Origin of the sequence: Parasphingorhabdus sp. (genome assembly GCF_965233695.1) — a bacterium.
In the GTDB taxonomy this organism is placed as follows: Bacteria; Pseudomonadota; Alphaproteobacteria; order Sphingomonadales; family Sphingomonadaceae; genus Parasphingorhabdus.
In genome coordinates this window covers 3,055,640-3,070,904 of record NZ_OZ247497.1, presented here as the reverse complement: position 1 = coordinate 3,070,904, position 15,265 = coordinate 3,055,640, and the positions used below count along the sequence as shown (strand labels likewise).

At 50.5% G+C, this 15,265-nt stretch carries 14 protein-coding genes; 5 read left to right on the top strand and 9 right to left on the bottom strand.

Going from position 1 to position 15,265, the window contains the following annotated elements:
- Positions 1–4 precede the first annotated feature (4 nt).
- The 4 genes from prsR to ACO6S1_RS14580 all read right to left on the bottom strand — a co-directional run bounded on the left by prsR (position 5) and on the right by ACO6S1_RS14580 (position 6,400).
- On the bottom strand, positions 5–1,387 hold the full coding sequence (gene prsR / locus ACO6S1_RS14595) for a PEP-CTERM-box response regulator transcription factor (protein ID WP_422343358.1): 1,383 nt from the start codon (positions 1,385–1,387) through the stop codon (positions 5–7).
- Position 1,388: 1 nt separating this feature from the next.
- On the bottom strand, positions 1,389–3,485 hold the full coding sequence (gene prsK / locus ACO6S1_RS14590; RefSeq protein WP_422343357.1) for an XrtA/PEP-CTERM system histidine kinase PrsK: 2,097 nt from the start codon (positions 3,483–3,485) through the stop codon (positions 1,389–1,391).
- 1 nt (position 3,486) lies between these two features.
- A complete protein-coding gene (locus ACO6S1_RS14585) occupies positions 3,487–4,875 on the bottom strand; it encodes a TIGR03013 family XrtA/PEP-CTERM system glycosyltransferase (RefSeq protein WP_422343356.1) in 1,389 nt (462 codons plus the stop codon).
- A gap of 133 nt (positions 4,876–5,008) precedes the next feature.
- Positions 5,009–6,400: a helix-turn-helix domain-containing protein gene (locus ACO6S1_RS14580; RefSeq protein WP_422343355.1), complete on the bottom strand. Its 1,392-nt coding sequence runs from the start codon at positions 6,398–6,400 to the stop codon at positions 5,009–5,011.
- A 290-nt stretch (positions 6,401–6,690) separates the two neighbouring features.
- Here ACO6S1_RS14580 and ACO6S1_RS14575 point away from each other — a divergent pair, with 290 nt between their 5' ends.
- On the top strand, positions 6,691–7,110 hold the full coding sequence (locus ACO6S1_RS14575) for a hypothetical protein (RefSeq protein WP_422343354.1): 420 nt from the start codon (positions 6,691–6,693) through the stop codon (positions 7,108–7,110).
- Between the two features lie 96 nt (positions 7,111–7,206).
- Here the strand turns inward: ACO6S1_RS14575 and ACO6S1_RS14570 are convergent, their stop codons facing one another.
- From ACO6S1_RS14570 to ACO6S1_RS14555, 4 genes are all read right to left on the bottom strand, one after another.
- Positions 7,207–7,587, bottom strand: a complete 381-nt coding sequence (locus ACO6S1_RS14570) for a hypothetical protein (RefSeq protein ID WP_422343353.1) — start codon at positions 7,585–7,587, stop codon at positions 7,207–7,209.
- Positions 7,588–7,591: 4 nt separating this feature from the next.
- Entirely contained in the window at positions 7,592–8,920 is a 1,329-nt protein-coding gene (locus ACO6S1_RS14565; protein WP_422343352.1) for an amidohydrolase, read from the bottom strand.
- Between the two features lie 68 nt (positions 8,921–8,988).
- Positions 8,989–9,615, bottom strand: a complete 627-nt coding sequence (locus tag ACO6S1_RS14560) for a DUF4893 domain-containing protein (RefSeq protein ID WP_422343351.1) — start codon at positions 9,613–9,615, stop codon at positions 8,989–8,991.
- On the bottom strand, positions 9,612–10,397 hold the full coding sequence (locus tag ACO6S1_RS14555) for a 3-hydroxybutyrate dehydrogenase (protein WP_422343350.1): 786 nt from the start codon (positions 10,395–10,397) through the stop codon (positions 9,612–9,614). Before ACO6S1_RS14555 ends, ACO6S1_RS14560 begins: the two co-directional genes overlap by 4 nt.
- A gap of 127 nt (positions 10,398–10,524) precedes the next feature.
- On the opposite strand from ACO6S1_RS14555, the gene ACO6S1_RS14550 reads away from it, so the two are divergent.
- Positions 10,525–11,427, top strand: coding sequence for a neutral zinc metallopeptidase (locus tag ACO6S1_RS14550; RefSeq protein WP_422343349.1), 903 nt, complete (start codon positions 10,525–10,527; stop codon positions 11,425–11,427).
- A 9-nt stretch (positions 11,428–11,436) separates the two neighbouring features.
- Here ACO6S1_RS14550 and creD read toward each other — a convergent pair whose 3' ends face one another.
- Positions 11,437–12,861 carry a cell envelope integrity protein CreD gene (gene creD / locus ACO6S1_RS14545; RefSeq protein ID WP_422343348.1) on the bottom strand — a complete coding sequence of 475 codons (1,425 nt, stop codon included), beginning with the start codon at positions 12,859–12,861 and terminating at the stop codon, positions 11,437–11,439.
- A gap of 152 nt (positions 12,862–13,013) precedes the next feature.
- Here creD and ACO6S1_RS14540 point away from each other — a divergent pair, with 152 nt between their 5' ends.
- From ACO6S1_RS14540 to ACO6S1_RS14530, 3 genes are read left to right on the top strand one after another with little or no spacing between them, the layout of a single operon-like run.
- The gene (locus ACO6S1_RS14540; protein WP_422343347.1) at positions 13,014–14,141 is read left to right on the top strand and encodes an alpha-hydroxy acid oxidase; all 1,128 of its coding nucleotides are present in this window, start codon (positions 13,014–13,016) and stop codon (positions 14,139–14,141) included.
- 17 nt (positions 14,142–14,158) lie between these two features.
- Positions 14,159–14,671 (top strand): hypothetical protein, encoded by a 513-nt coding sequence (locus ACO6S1_RS14535; protein ID WP_422343346.1) that lies wholly within the window; start codon positions 14,159–14,161, stop codon positions 14,669–14,671.
- Positions 14,672–14,716: 45 nt separating this feature from the next.
- Positions 14,717–15,262, top strand: coding sequence for a hypothetical protein (locus ACO6S1_RS14530; RefSeq protein WP_422343345.1), 546 nt, complete (start codon positions 14,717–14,719; stop codon positions 15,260–15,262).
- Positions 15,263–15,265: the final 3 nt, after the last annotated feature.

Sequence of the window (15,265 nt, the reverse complement as noted above, 5' to 3'; positions counted from 1 at the left end):
GCTGCTAGCTTGCTTGCTGCAAATTATACTGTTTCAGAAGATCATAAAGCGTCGGCCGACTAATGCCTAAAAGCTTGGCGGCGTTTGAGATATTACCGTTTGTTTGTGATATCGCACGGATGATAGCTGTGCGATCCGCCGCTTCCCGCGCCGCTTTCAGATTTAGCAAGTCAACCGTGTCAGTTTCGTTGCTTTCCAGATCAAGATCCTTTGCAGCAATCAGCTTGCCGTCTGCCATGATGACGGCTCGCTTTATACGGTTCTCAAGCTCCCTAACATTTCCCGGCCATTTCCAGGCTTCCAGGGCTGCCAGTGCATCAGGTGCGATTCCCTTCACCGCAGGATTTATCTCATCAGCAAACTTCTTCTGGAAATGCCGGGCTAGCAAACTGGCATCGCCGGACCGCTCTGACAGGGGCGGAATCTTTATGACGATCTCAGCCAGCCGGTAGTAGAGGTCTTCGCGAAAACTATTATTGGCAATCATTTCCTCAAGATTTTGATGTGTCGCACAGACTATCCGTGTATCCACCGCGATTGCTTTGCGGCCACCAATGCGTTCAATCACTCGCTCTTGGATGAAACGAAGCAATTTGACTTGAAGCGGTAGCGGTATGTCTCCCACTTCATCCAGAAAAAGCGTTCCTCCACTGGCCTGTTCAATCTTACCTTCGGTTGTCTTAACAGCACCGGTGAAAGCCCCTTTTTCATGTCCAAACAACTCTGATTCGAGCAAGTTTTCTGGAATCGCAGCACAGTTTATGGCGACGAAGGACTTATCTCGTCGATCGCTGGCATCATGCAATCCTCGTGCAAGCAACTCTTTACCAGTGCCACTGGCACCCAACAGCATCACCGAGGCATTAGTGTTGGAAACGCGTTCAATCATTTGAGCGACCTTCAGCATTTCAGGAGCGCCGGTAATGATTTGCCCGAGCACCTGATTGCTGCCGTCATGCTTTGCAGATAGCGATGCGTTCTCAAGCTCCAACTTTCGAACGTGAAAGGCACGGCGAACGATCAGGCCCAGTTCATCAATATCGACCGGCTTCTGATAAAAATCCCAAGCCCCACTGGCGATCGCACGCAATGCGCTGTCCTTTTCACCATGACCCGATGCGACAATAATTTTCGTGTCCGGCTTCAGGCTTAATATGGCATCCATCGTCGCAAAGCCCTCCGTCGTGCCATCGGGATCTGGCGGTAATCCGAGATCCAGCGTTACAACATCGGGTTCTTCAGAGCGAAGCATATTGATAGCCGTTTCGCGATCACCGGCGACGATGACTTCAAAATCCTCATAAGCCCACTTCAACTGCCTCTGAAGTCCTGGATCATCTTCAACTATAAGAAGTTTCTCCAATGGTTTGTTATCTTTATCAGGCATGTTAAGCGGCCCTTTCATCTGCTAACTTGTCGTCGGTGATCGTGCTGGCAAGCGGCAGTATCAGCGTAAAACGGCTGCCTGCACCCTCATTGCTTTCAACTTCCAAACGCCCGTTCATTGCCATGGCCAAGGACCGCGCTTCATATGCACCGATCCCGAACCCTCCTGTCTTGCTCGACGCGAAAGGTTTGAACAATTGACTGCGAATAAACTCACTCGACATCCCTGTTCCACGGTCCAACACCTCAATTGCCACGCTCAAATCGCGGCGGCGGGCGTTTAATATTATGGGTTGTCCATCAGAGCTGGCATCAATCGCATTTTGGATAAGATGCCCCAGTATCTGATCAACCCGTGCGGGGTCTGCCATGGCGGTCAGATCATCTATCTGTTGACTTTCAATGGCATGAAGCAACCTTTTTTTCTCGATGATTGACTGTAGCAAAGCGGCCACTTTGACCGGCTTGGGTTCTTCTGGTTTCGCCTTATTGTGTTGCGAAAGTCGCTCCAGCAAACCATTCATTTTGTCTGCCGAATCCTGGAGTGTGGAAATCATATCGGCCTGAAAATCGGGATTGTCGGCGTGTTTTTTTGCATTGCGAGCTAGCAAGCTTAACTGGCTGACAAGATTCTTGATATCGTGCATGACAAAAGCCATTCGCCGATTAAACTCATCAAACCGTTGCGCCTCCGAGAGAGACTCCTGACTGCGGGCTTCGGACAGGTAACTAGCCACCTGCCGGCCAACCACACGCAACATATCAAGATCTTCCCAATCCAACGTCCTGTTCACACGCGGTCTTGCCAACAATACAATACCGGCTAACCGCTCGAAATGAACCAACGGGACGGCGGCCCACGTTTCTGGATCATTGGTCATCCATTCGGGTATCGCGCCCGGATCAATATCTTCTACCGTTTCCGCTCGCAGTGCGTCGAACTCAATAATATGCCCTGTATTTTCAAAGAATGGCACCGTTCTCGATGTGCAGGCCCGCGCCGGGACTTGGATAGACTGCCAATTCCAACGTGATTGCAAAGTCAAGCGGCCGGAATCGTCTGGCATCAACAATATGCCCGCTGGGGAATCTGTTATGTCTGCGATCGCTTTTACGACACGCTCATGGAACGGAGCACTATCCATTCCCGGACGTCCGATTGTATCGGTAAATCTGATCCATTCTGCCCGATAATCATAACGATGCTGGAAGAAGTTTTTGGCCAGTTTCACTCTGAACCAAGCGCGAAATTTTCCCGACGGTAACAATACCAATGCGGCAACCGACGTTCCAAACAGAAAGCTGATCTGTGCCAATCGAGCATAATCCCCGCCGATTATCTGAAGCGCTGTCGCGATGATGACCATCATCAAGAGGTACCCACCAATGGCTACCAGCGATAAAGAGCGAAACGCCACGCTACGCGATAGTTTGATCGTCCATTCCGTATTGCGGATAGATGCCAGTGCCAGGATCGGCGCGACACAGGCCATTGCTGGTCCGCGCATGGCGATGAGTTCGACCGAGAATTGTTGGGTCAGATAGGTAATCGTGAAAAGGTTTAGATCATAAGTCCATATCGCCGCCAAAGCAGCCATGGGCAATCGTATTCCCCACCGTGTTTCTGGTGCGGATATCGAATAAAGGTTGTGCACCAATACCAGCGCCCCGACAGCGAACAACATCCGCAGTACCAAAGCTGTAAAAGCTGCCATGCTCACCAGCCGAGGACTTCCGGCAAAAACGGGAATTAGAGAGTCGACAATTATCTGGCTGAGCAACACGAATGCCAAAGCGAAGTAAATTACCTTAACCGCAGTCGGCTCGTCCCGTCCTTCGCCACCCTTCAACAGCACAAACATGAATACCAGCCACCCCATGTTCCTGAGTGACTCGCTGAAGTTGGAAATCGGTGAGAATGCCCCTTCCACTGACACTGACAGAGCCCAAAAGCTTGTCAAAGACAACGCTATGACGAGCGATATCTGGGCAAGACTATGGTCCGTTTTACGTTGGAACTGCCAAATGGTCAGTGCAGCAAACAAGGTAGCCGCCAAACCATGTCCATAGATACTGATCTGAACCATCATCGCAGCCATATCAGCGGGCACCCTCAGGCCAAAGAACGACCCGGATTGTTTGCAACAGGATGACTATATCAAGAAAAGGCGTATAGTTTTTTGCATAATAGAGATCATATTCGAGCTTGTGTCGGCTATCTTCAATCGACGCCCCATAAGGATAGTTGATTTGCGCCCATCCGGTAATTCCGGGCTTCACCATGTGGCGTTCTGCATAGAATGGCATTTTGGTTTGCAAATCATCGACAAATTGGGGACGCTCCGGACGTGGGCCCACAAAACTCATTTCGCCTTTCAATACGCTCCATGCCTGCGGCAATTCATCAATACGGACTTTTCGAATAAAATTTCCGATTCTGGTAATACGCGGATCATTCTTACTCGCCCAAAGCGCTTGCCCGGCAGCCTCCGCATCCATTCGCATGGAGCGGAGTTTTAGAATCTTAAAAGGTTGGCCATAAAGCCCGATACGTTCCTGCTTGAAAAACGCGCCACCCTCGCTTTCCAATTTTATCAATATGGCAAAAATTGCAATTAGCGGGCCTGTTACGAGCAAAAGAAGCAGACTCAGGAATATGTCAAAGCTCCGCTTGAACACAGTCGAAATGCGCCGACCCGAGGAAAAGCCATCCGAAAAAATGAACCAGCTGGGGTTAACACTGTCTAGATCAACACGGCCAGTTTCCCGCTCAAGGAAACTGGACATATCATTCACATGGACACCAGTGGTTTTGATGGTCAACAAATCGGAAACGGGCAACGAATTGCGGCGCTCTTCCAGCGCTAGCACAACCTCGCTCACTTCCAGATCAATCACATGCTGAGGCAAATTTGAGATGTCATGTCGCTTGACTGCCGAGCTTACCACCGCCGGGCCTTCATTCATGTCTACAAAGCCGCTGACAATGAAACCGCTTTCAGGCTTGTTCGAGAGTGCAGCAATGCGATTGGCTCGCGGCCCTGCGCCTAGAATAAGCAAACGGCGTTTAAAAACAGCGCTATCCAATATGCTGCCCAAAACCACCCGAACAGCCATTAAAAGCAGGATCGCAAGGATCATCGCATACAAGGAATTTGATCGCCACAGCGTTGTCCCGGGCAAAGCAAAAGCCATAATCGAAAGAAATATTACACCCAAAGAAACGGCCACTAGAACTCGCGCTGCCGCAAATCTCAATGATTGGAGGGACTCTGTTCCATAAACTCCGACGGCAACCAGCGCGACTTCTAGTGCCAGCGCAAAACTGATGATTGGAAGGGGCCGATCAAAAATTGAACCTGCAGACATCCCGATCTGGTTCGCACGAAAAACCCAGCTTATTTCTGCGGCGATGACGAGCAGAAACAAGTCTAACAAACCCAAAAATATAAGTGGGTAGGGAATATAATGTTTGAACAATCTGATCATTGCGAATGCGAACTTCCGATATTGCATGCTCGCGATAACCAAAATTGGTAAGCTGTCGGTTAATTTTACACATGATTTTCAAAAAAACGCTGCAATTTCATAAAATTTGTTCATTTTTCCGACAGATGTATCGTTAATCGGCAACGAAATTGTAAGGTGTAAGCCCGAGTTCTCTTTCGTCAAATTGCAATATCCTGCTTTTTGGCGGTGCTGACCTTTGTGAACAGTTCGGCCGTGTACATGCCGGACAGCCCAAGCCAATCAGATCAGCGTTTTCTGAAGATAGATCTAATCCTCTAGCATCATATAGAGATGCTGCGAGATCGGCGGCCACGCCTAAGCCGATTGCAAATTCTGATTGATTCCTGCCCGCCCCCGAGCCAACACCTTGCACGGCTTGCGACAATGTGAACCAGGAAGACCCATCTTCCAGTAGAACCAATTGGGTATGCACTTCCCAAGGACGGTCAAAGGATCGATGGATATTCCAAAGCGGACAGCGACGAGGGCTTTCCGCCAATGAAGCGTTACTCGCGCCAACAAATCGCTTTGAGGCCATGCCCGACCGGTCAATGCGTAACATGAAAAACGGTAGCCCCCGTGCACCTACACGCTGTAGCGTTGTCAATCGATGGGCGACCTGCTCAAAGCTGGCACCAAACCGCCGCTCCAACAACAAAATTTGATATCCCGTTTGCTCACATGCCTTTAAAAACCGGGCGTAGGGCATGATCAAAGCTGCTGCAAAATAGCTAGACAAATGACTTTGAAAATGACGCTCGGCTGCCTTGTCTTGCAGGTCTGCGCCTGTAACCAGCGCCCTGATTTCAGACTGTGCCTCCAACTCACCAAGCAATATGGCTGCTTGGAAGGTGCGCGATGCGGTATCTAGCATTTCCGAAAGCTGCAACTGCCGGGAATGCAGGTCCAAGCGTCTCAACAAATCCGGCATCACGGCTTCCGGCAGAATTCTGATGGCGAGTTGATGCCTTGCTCTCAGTCTTTCAGCAATTGCACCATATAAATCTGCACTGCCAAGCCGCAATTCATCCGCAAGTGTTTCTGCCATCGCATCAAGATCTGCGAAATGATTGCGCCAACGCTCAATCTCCCTTTGCACAAGCTGCAAAGAATCTGCATTTTTGGATGCACTGGGAGCATATTCTCTTAAACCATGGTCAAAAACCCGGACGAAGGCTTCCGCCGTGTTCGGCGCCATCGCTAACCAGTCTTCCAATTCTGATCGGTCGATCGACAGATCATCAAACATTGGGCCGGCAAGACGCCTGCTTATACCATCAATTCCACCCCCGGGTTCGTCTGCAACCAATTGGCGCGGGTCAAAATCAAACCGGTCAGCCAGTAACAGCATCATACGCGCGCTAATCGGTCGCTGATTGCGTTCAATAAGATTCAGATAGCTTGCGGAGATATCCAGCGCGTCGGCCAGTGCTACCTGAGTCATTCCCGCACCACGTCTTAACCGTTTAACGGAAGCGCCAGCGAATATTTTTCTATCGGTCATGAAGAGTGTTTTGTAAATTAATTTACTTATTTACAACATAAATTTGAACTTATCTTAGATTTTTACATATTTTTTGTAAATTTTCTTAGCCTCGCTGTCCCTAGCTGGCGTATAAGATTGGAAATACACTCTAGCATGAGTTTACCAAATAGTTTCCTGGGGAGGAAAATCTATCCGTCGGAGCCTTGCCGCTCCGGCGGATTTTTATATGGCAGACTGAGTTCAAGTAAGTATTTTTTAATCAAGAAGCAGTAACTACGATCGCATTATCGCAAAGTTGGGTGATCCGAATGATTAAACAAGCCGTTCTATTTGTCGCTTCGACCGGCCTGCTAATCTATTTTATCATGCCGGTTGATGATGAAAAACAAAGCCAGCAACCGGTAGTTGAAAAAGAAGTTAAGCCGAAGGCCGCAAATAAAGTAGATTCAACTGACTCATGGGACGCGGGCAGCGGCGACGGCGAAGGTGAAGAAGCTTTTGTTTTTGGCGAACCTGTCACTTATTCTGATGATGAATATTTGTCAGGAGAGAACACGGTTGGTGATCAAAACTCTGTTTCCTCAACAAGCAATCAACAATCTGTAAGCGCAGCAAAGCCTAAACTTGGTCGCACGCCTAGAAATGGTGGGACGCCTAAATCTCGTCCGTCTGTCAGAACCGGTAAACCAAGAGACTTGAGCCCCCCTGGAGTAAGAAGACAGCCCTAAGTTTAGAACTAGCGATCGCAATCATCGCGCTCGAAAAATAATGTCATGATCGGGGAACGAGCTAGACGTTTAAGCCTAGAAGATATTTGGCTGTGGCTACCGGCAACGCTTCATAACATAGCGATCAGGTTCAATCACAAGTGTGAACTGATTTGAAGTCGCCATTGAAACTGGTCCCTCCATCTGAAATGGACCGCCTTGTTCGCCAGTTTCCTCATCAATGGCAAAATCAATTAGGTTCAGAATCAATCTTTCGTCGTTCCAACGCCAAGTGCCGGTCAAATCTTCAGAGACAAAATTTCCTCCTTCCAACAATGTCCAGTTGGAAGATTGATCACACGTTTCTTCTGCAAACGCCCAACGACCCTCAAAATATGACGCTTCAATGGTCGTGGATTCTTCCGCCAATGGTGACGGAGTCCCAACGGTTAAGGCGATGCTGGAAACCAGTCCATCAAAAACCGTAACCAGCATCATCCCTTCACCTATCTGTTCTCATAATATTCAATGCAGCCGCTGTTAGCGCTTCAGCACCAGTTGCAATAACTTTCTCAGCATCTGGCGCCCAAAGCGGACTGTGTAACGATGGTAATTTCTTACCCTCTTTCTTGGCCGTTTGATATTCATCCATGGGAACACCACCTACCCAGAAAATCATACTGTTGATTGATTCATCCGCCCGGCGATAGCGGCTAAAATCTTCTCCGCCCATGACGGGTTTCGATTGAACTACACGCTCTTTCCCAAAGCGAGCTTCGAAAAGAGACGCCATCTCCTTAGTGAATTCCGGGCTGTTGTATGTGGAAGGTGTAAATTCATCATCGCGAATACTCACAATGGGCATCCTATCGTCCGGAAGACCAGCTGTCACCGCTTCGCCTTTGGCAATTCGCTTGATCCCCTCGAGCAGTTTAGCCCGTGTCTCGTCAGAATAGCTGCGAACCGTCAGCAATAGATTGGCTTTGTCAGGAATTATATTATGCTTGAAGCCTGCCTGAAAACTGCCAACGGTGACGACCGCGGGATCTTGTGGGTCAATCTCTCGGCTCACAAGCGTTTGCAAAGCTCCAACGATGCGTGATGCCACCACAATCGGATCCTTGGTCGTATGTGGATAGGCACCATGACCACCCACTCCTTTTACTTCGATGTCTACGCTATCGACATTTGCAAGCGCATAGCCCGGCGAATAGCCGATGAAACCAGCAGGCGCACCCGCAGCATCATGAAATGCCAACACATATTCAGGCTTTGGAAAACGCGTATACAGGCCGTCTTCCAGCATCGCTTTGGCACCTTCACCTGTTTCTTCTGCTGGCTGCAAAATCATCACCAAGGTGCCGGACCATTGGTCTTTGTTAGCAACCAGCTGGCGGGCAGTTCCCACCCAACCGGTCATATGGGTATCATGTCCACAAGCATGCATCACGCCGGTATCATTCCCCTCGCGGGTTTTCGCCCTCACCTTTGCTGCAAAGGGCAAGCCGGTTTTTTCAACAAGTGGCAAACCATCCATGTCTGCCCGGATCATCACCGTCGGGCCATCGCCATTTTTCATCACTGCGACAACACCAGTGCCGCCGACTTTTTCGGTGACGTCAAAACCGAGCCGCCTGGCTTCGATGGCCAGCTTTGCTGCCGTTCGTACCTCTTCTCCGCTCAATTCGGGATTAGCATGCAAATCACGGTAAATTTCCATCAAGGAAGGCAAGTCCGCCTTGATCGCATCATTTAACGGATCAGCCTGCGCTGGTGTACAAAACAAAAATGAACCGGCCGCAACCAAGGCGGCTTTCGAAATCAAACGCATCACTATCCCCGAGCTATTTCACATAATTGCGAACCTAACTGCAGAAAGGGTAAATGTCAGGTTCAAAATTATTCCGCAATCGGTGTCAGCTCCATGACGTTCACCACAGACTCGTAATAGGGATAGGGAAACACCATCCGCCAGCGCGTTGGCCCGATCCGCTCAACAACCGCCGCCTGGTCTCGCTCCTTTGTTTTTCCATAGGATATGGCTTTGTCCTCATAACCATAAAATGACGTGCCCAGATAGACGGAATGGCGAGTGCCCGTCTCATACAGCCATCCGGCCGTGCGCTGAGAGCCCGTTAGTTTAGTGAAATGCCGTCTATCGCCATTGACGGTAACAAGACACCGAAAAGCTGGATAGGCGATGTAAGGCAAGCCGCCGCTGGCATCACCGTCTAGTTTGGTAACCGAGCAGGCATAAAGACCCGCCGGAATTTTGCTGTTGGGTAACGCCGCTTCGTCCTCGAACAACGGTTTTCTTGCAGCCAGCTTGCCCCCCTCACCCCCTTCAAGGGCGCCAGCACGACCTTCCTGCAACGCTTTTTGCCAATCATCCAGTCGCTTTTGGTCTGCCGCCGTGGCGTGGTCCCGCCACTGCGATTCCGGATCCGATGCATCTGTAGCCATCGCCATGGATGCCAGTCCGGATATCGTCAGGAAAATCCCGACTTTGACTGACGCCAAGATCATTGCGCCGTCCAGCCGCCGTCGATGGAGATATTCGCGCCGGTTATCGCGCTCGCTTCATCTTTGCAGAGAAATACTGCGAGCGCTGCGATTTGGTTGATCTGCACAAATTTCTTGGTCGGTTGTCCGGCAAGCAGCACGTCATTCATGACTTGTTCGCGCGTCATGTTCCGCGCTTTCATAGTGTCGGGTATCTGGTTTTCGACCAGCGGGGTCCACGCATAGCCCGGCGAAATTGTATTCACCGTTATACCTTGCTGCGCAACTTCGAGGGCCACCGTTTTGCTGAAACCCGCAATTGCATGTTTAGCGGCATTATAGGCCGACTTATAAGGGCTAGCCACCTTGCTATGCATGGAACCTGTATTGATGATCCGGCCCCAGCCCCGTTCTTTCATCCCCGGCAAGACCGCTTTGGTTGTGTGAAAAGCACTGTTGCAAATAATGTCCATAATCGCATCCCATTTGTCCTCGGGAAACTCATCGACCGGGGCGACATGCTGAATACCTGCATTGTTGACGAGAATATCGACTCCGCCCAATTGTTCAGCGCAATCTGTCGCCATTTGCCGGATTTCTTCCGGCTTGGTCATATCGGCATTGCTATAGGCGGCCCTGGCTCCGCTCAAGCTTTCCAATTCCTGCCGCAGCGTTTCGATTTCGTTTTTGTCACCAAAACCGTTAATCATCACGGCGGCGCCTTCGGTCGCCAGCGCTTTCGCATATCCACCGCCGATACCCGAAGTCGAACCCGTAATCAGCGCCGTCTTACCCTTCAAAAACATGCTTTTTCTCCTTTGCACGACCTTAAAACAGTCGCGAGTGACTGCAACGGCTTTTTGTAAAAGAATTTCCAGAGGCTTGCGCTTTTGTTGAATTCAAGCGATTTGGGATGCAACAGGAGAAGAAGCCATGCGTTTAGACGATCTCGATCCCAGCAAAAATGTCCGCGACCATGGTCGCGGCGGCGGCGGCCGGCAATTTGGCGGTGGTGGCGGTGGTCTTGGCTTGTTACTCAGCTTCCTTCCGATGCTACTTGGCAGAAAAATGGGCTGCGGAACGATCCTCCTTATCGGTGGTGCGGCACTCGCCTTCATGTATTTTGGCGGTGGAGCGAGTATGTTGACAGGTGGCGGTACCCAAGCAGGTGGTTCTGGTGATGCTGTTGCCTATGATACGCAAGAAGAAATATTTGCTGGTCAGGTTCTCGCCTCAACCGAGCAAACATGGTCCAAATTATTTCAGGCAAATGGATCACGCTATCAACCGACAGTTATCAATTTTTACCAAGGTGGTGTCAGTTCCAATGGCTGCGGTTCGGCCAGCTCGGCAGCGGGACCTTTCTATTGTCCTGCCGACCAGGGCATTTATCTCGACACATCGTTTTTCAACGAACTGGAAACAAAAATGGGTGCCAGAGGTGATTTTGCCAAAGCTTATGTAATTGCCCATGAAGTCGGGCATCATATACAGAATCTCGAAGGTACGGCCAATCAGGTGCGGCAAGCACAGAGCCGCGCGAGCAAGGCAGAAGGCAATGCGCTGCAAGTCCGGATGGAGCTACAGGCGGATTGCTATGCCGGTGTCTGGGCCGCACAAAATGCCAATCGCATGGAACCGGGTGATGTCGAAGAAGGTCTGACCGCTGCTCATGCGATTGGCGATGATACGTTGATGCGCGGAGCCGGACAGCGTCCGGTAGAGAGCATGTTTACGCATGGCACTTCCGAGCAAAGGATAGAATGGTTGAAAAAAGGAATGCAGACCGGCGATCCGGCCGCATGCAATACATTTGCACGCGGCGCGGTTCGCTAGAGCTATCGCTTAATTTGCTGAAGTTTTCTGCAAACTGCGCGACCAGTCGAGCCTCCTGGTGACGAACATCACCCCGGCCAGAGCAGTAAAGATCAGCAATGATCCAATGAGCAGCGAGTAAGCCTCAAGGCTCAGCAGGATATAGATCACGCCGTAAAGCGCAGCCAGCAATCCGCCAATTATCGATGCCCGTCGCCAACTCGACAGGACCGATGCGGCATAGGCCGTAATCAATCCGATGGTGGCGATTGATGCCACTACATAAGCCAGAGCAAAGCCGATAATCTCTGCAAAGGCCAGGAGCAGAATGAAGAATAACACAAGCGCGACACCGACCAATATATATTGGACAGATGAGATGCGCACACCGCCAATCAGATCGAATAACAAGAAGGCAACAAAGGTAAATCCGATAAACAAGAAGCCATATTTGGTTGCCCGGCTTACTTGATCGTAAAGATCAACCGGCTGGATCAGGTTCACAGTCACGCTGGAACCATTGCCCACACCGCCCCCATCATAAGAAGTGTATGACCGGCCACCGCTTTGCGGATAAATTTGCTGTCCCGGCTGTGTCGAGGTCAGTGAACTTCCCAGTGCCAGATTCGAAATGCCGTATTTGGCAGTAAAGCCGGTTTCCGTCACTTCATTGTCAGGGAGGAAACCACCCGTAAAACTGGGATGCGGCCACTTTGAAGTGACGGACCAGTTAGTCTGTCCCGCATCGGGCACCATTGTCAGGCTTTCGGTTCCGCGAAATTTCACATCAAATTTGACGGCCATTTCGCCATCTTCAAGCGCTGTTGCATCCAGCCATGAAAAGAAACCGGTATTGCCTGTCTCGCCAAGCCCCTTGCCCGGTTGCAGGACGAGCGACTGATCATCAACGGTCAGCTTGTTGTCTGCAGCCAGACCGCGTGCGTCGGAAAGGCCAAAGCGTATTTCCGCGCGGGCAAAATCAATATCTGCCCGATCAATCCCGGATCGATCAAAATCTTCCGGTAATTTGAACGATGCGGATCCCGTAACATTGGTATTATAAATCACCACCTCATAGATGGAGCGGCTTTTCACCTCGGTCTGGATATCACTGTCAAAGGTCATGACTTCCGGCGAGATGTACAATTCGCGCGTCACTACGTTGGTCCGGGTAACGGTTTTACCATCCTGTTCCACCGATTCCTGAACTTTAGCCTTGTAAGGCAATATGATTTTTGGACCCGCAAAAACCTGCTGGCCACCCCACCCGGTAACAATGGATTGCTCGGCCTGGTCACTCTGGCTTTGACGGTCATAAATAAGCAGCCAGCTTGCAAACAAGGGAATTGCGAGCAAAAAGCCCGTCAGCAATACCAACAGGAATTTGGCACCGGGCGATCGTTCCGGTCTTGACGGCTGGTCCGATTGCTGGATTTCTTCGGCGGTTTCAGTCATTGTGAATTTTCCCTCTAAATTCCTGTAGTCGTTTGGCTGCTGCTCTTGCAAGCCGCCGCCATTGCTCTAATCATAAGCCTCATGCTCTTATATCCGAGCGACGAATCGAGGCTTACGTGCGACGAATTAACACATTACGTGATTGCCACAATGTGAACGACTTTCGTTCTTTGGCCAAAAAACAGCTACCCTTTCCGATCTTTGATTATATCGACGGCGCTGCCGATGATGAAGTTACCCGACGGCGCAATACCGCAGCTTATGAAACCTGTGATCTTGTGCCCAATGTCCTCGCCGGTGTCGAGACGATAGACATGAGCACAACAGTGATGGGCCAAAAATTGGCTATGCCCCTGTTCCTGTCCCCCACTGCTCTACAGCGGCTATTCCACTGGCAAGGCGAACGCGGTGTAGCCAGAGCTGCAGAAAAATTCGGTACCTTTTTCGGTATATCTTCACTGGCGACTGTCAGTATCGAAGAAATTGGTGAGAGCATCAGTACCCCAAAAATGTTCCAGCTTTACATACACAAGGACAAGGGGCTTAACAAATCCATGGTTGAACGCTGCAAGGCCGCAAAGTTCGATGCGATTACCCTGACGGTTGATACGATCGTAGGAGGCAATCGCGAACGTTGCCTGCGCTCAGGGTTCACCAGCCCGCCTAAAATTACACCTGCCAGTTTCTTCAGTTACGCAACCAAACCGGCCTGGGCGTTAAACTATATGTTCCGCGAAAAATTTGAACTTTCCAATCTCAAAGATCATGTCGCAGAGGGAACCAATGTTGCTTTATCGGTAGCGGAATATTTTTCAACCATGCTCGATCAATCGCTCAATTGGAGCATGGCGGAGGAGGTTCGAAAAGACTGGGGCGGTGAATTCTGTTTGAAAGGCATTATGTCCGTCGAAGATGCTAAACGCGCCGTTGATATAGGTGCAACAGCGATCATGGTCTCCAACCATGGCGGCCGGCAGCTGGATGGCTCACGCGCACCATTTGATCAGCTTGCCGAAATTTGCGACGCTGTCGGTGACAAAATTGATGTTATTTGTGACGGCGGCATCACCCGGGGGAGCCATGTACTGAAAGCGCTGAGCGTCGGTGCCAAAGCCTGTTCTGGCGGCCGACTGTATCTCTATGCTCTGGCAGCCGCCGGTCAGGCAGGGGTTGAACGCAGTCTCAGCTTGTTGCAAGCTGAAATTGAACGGGACATGAAACTTATGGGCGTGACATCCGTTGACCAGTTGAACCGCGATAACTTGCGGTATCGGACTTGAAGAGAAACAGGAAATTGATGATGCAAAATTTCATTAAACTGGCCATAGGGCCATCGGTCGCTGCGCTACTCCTGACAGCACCAGTTCAGGCACAAAAAGCTGATCCTGATCAGTCAATGGAAGAACATGCGGAGGATGCGGCAACCACGCCAGCCAAAGATGTTGGACTCAAAAAGACCAAAATACCGGCGAAGCTTATTGCAATACAGGACAATCCCTATTCGCTAGATGGTCTGCGCCGCTGCGCCGCGATCATCAAGGAAGTGAAAGAATTGAATGATGTTTTGGCTGCCGATGTGAACGAAGAGGTCGATAAATCGAAAGCTGAGAAGCGGGAAGAAACAGCTGGTCGTGTCGCTGGCGGACTCATCGGCGGACTAATTCCATTTCGCGGTATCGTTCGTGAAATATCGGGTGCTGCTGGTGACGAACGGAAATATAATGCAGCAGTCTATGCTGGAGTAGTCCGGCGCGGCTTCCTGAAAGGTGTTGGACTGGAACGGGGTTGCAAAGCGCCTGCACGTCCGTAAAATGCGATTTGGGGGCAAAACAAGGGGGCATTGGGGAAGGACATCATGTCCATCAACAAAGTCATTGCCAACCTGTTGGCCGCAGTATCTGTAAGCTTTGCCACTCATGCCCAGGCTGAGATGCCACACAAAGATCTTCCGATGGAACGACATGCCGAAAATGCCGTTATGCAGCCGGTAAAGGATGTGAACCTGCGGAAAGACGCGATCCCTGAAAAGCTGATTGCAATTCAAAAACATCCCTATGATCTTGAAAATATGCGCAGTTGCCCTGCACTGGAAAGAGAGATTGTCCAGCTGGATGCCGTTCTTGGACCTGATATCAATCAGTTACAGGAGAAAAGCCTGACCGAAAAACGTGAGGCCGGTGTGAGCCGAGTGGCTGGTGCAATGATCGGTGGTTTAATCCCGTTTCGCGGGGTGGTCCGGGAGTTAAGCGGTGCCAATGCCTCAAAGCGCCGGTTTCTGGAAGCGATTGCGGCGGGCAATGCACGGCGAAGCTTTTTGAAAGGTGTTGCGGTGACGAAAGGCTGCCTCACTCCACCCCAACCTCGCACATTGGCATTGACCTACAATTTTCAGGGGTTTTAGGGA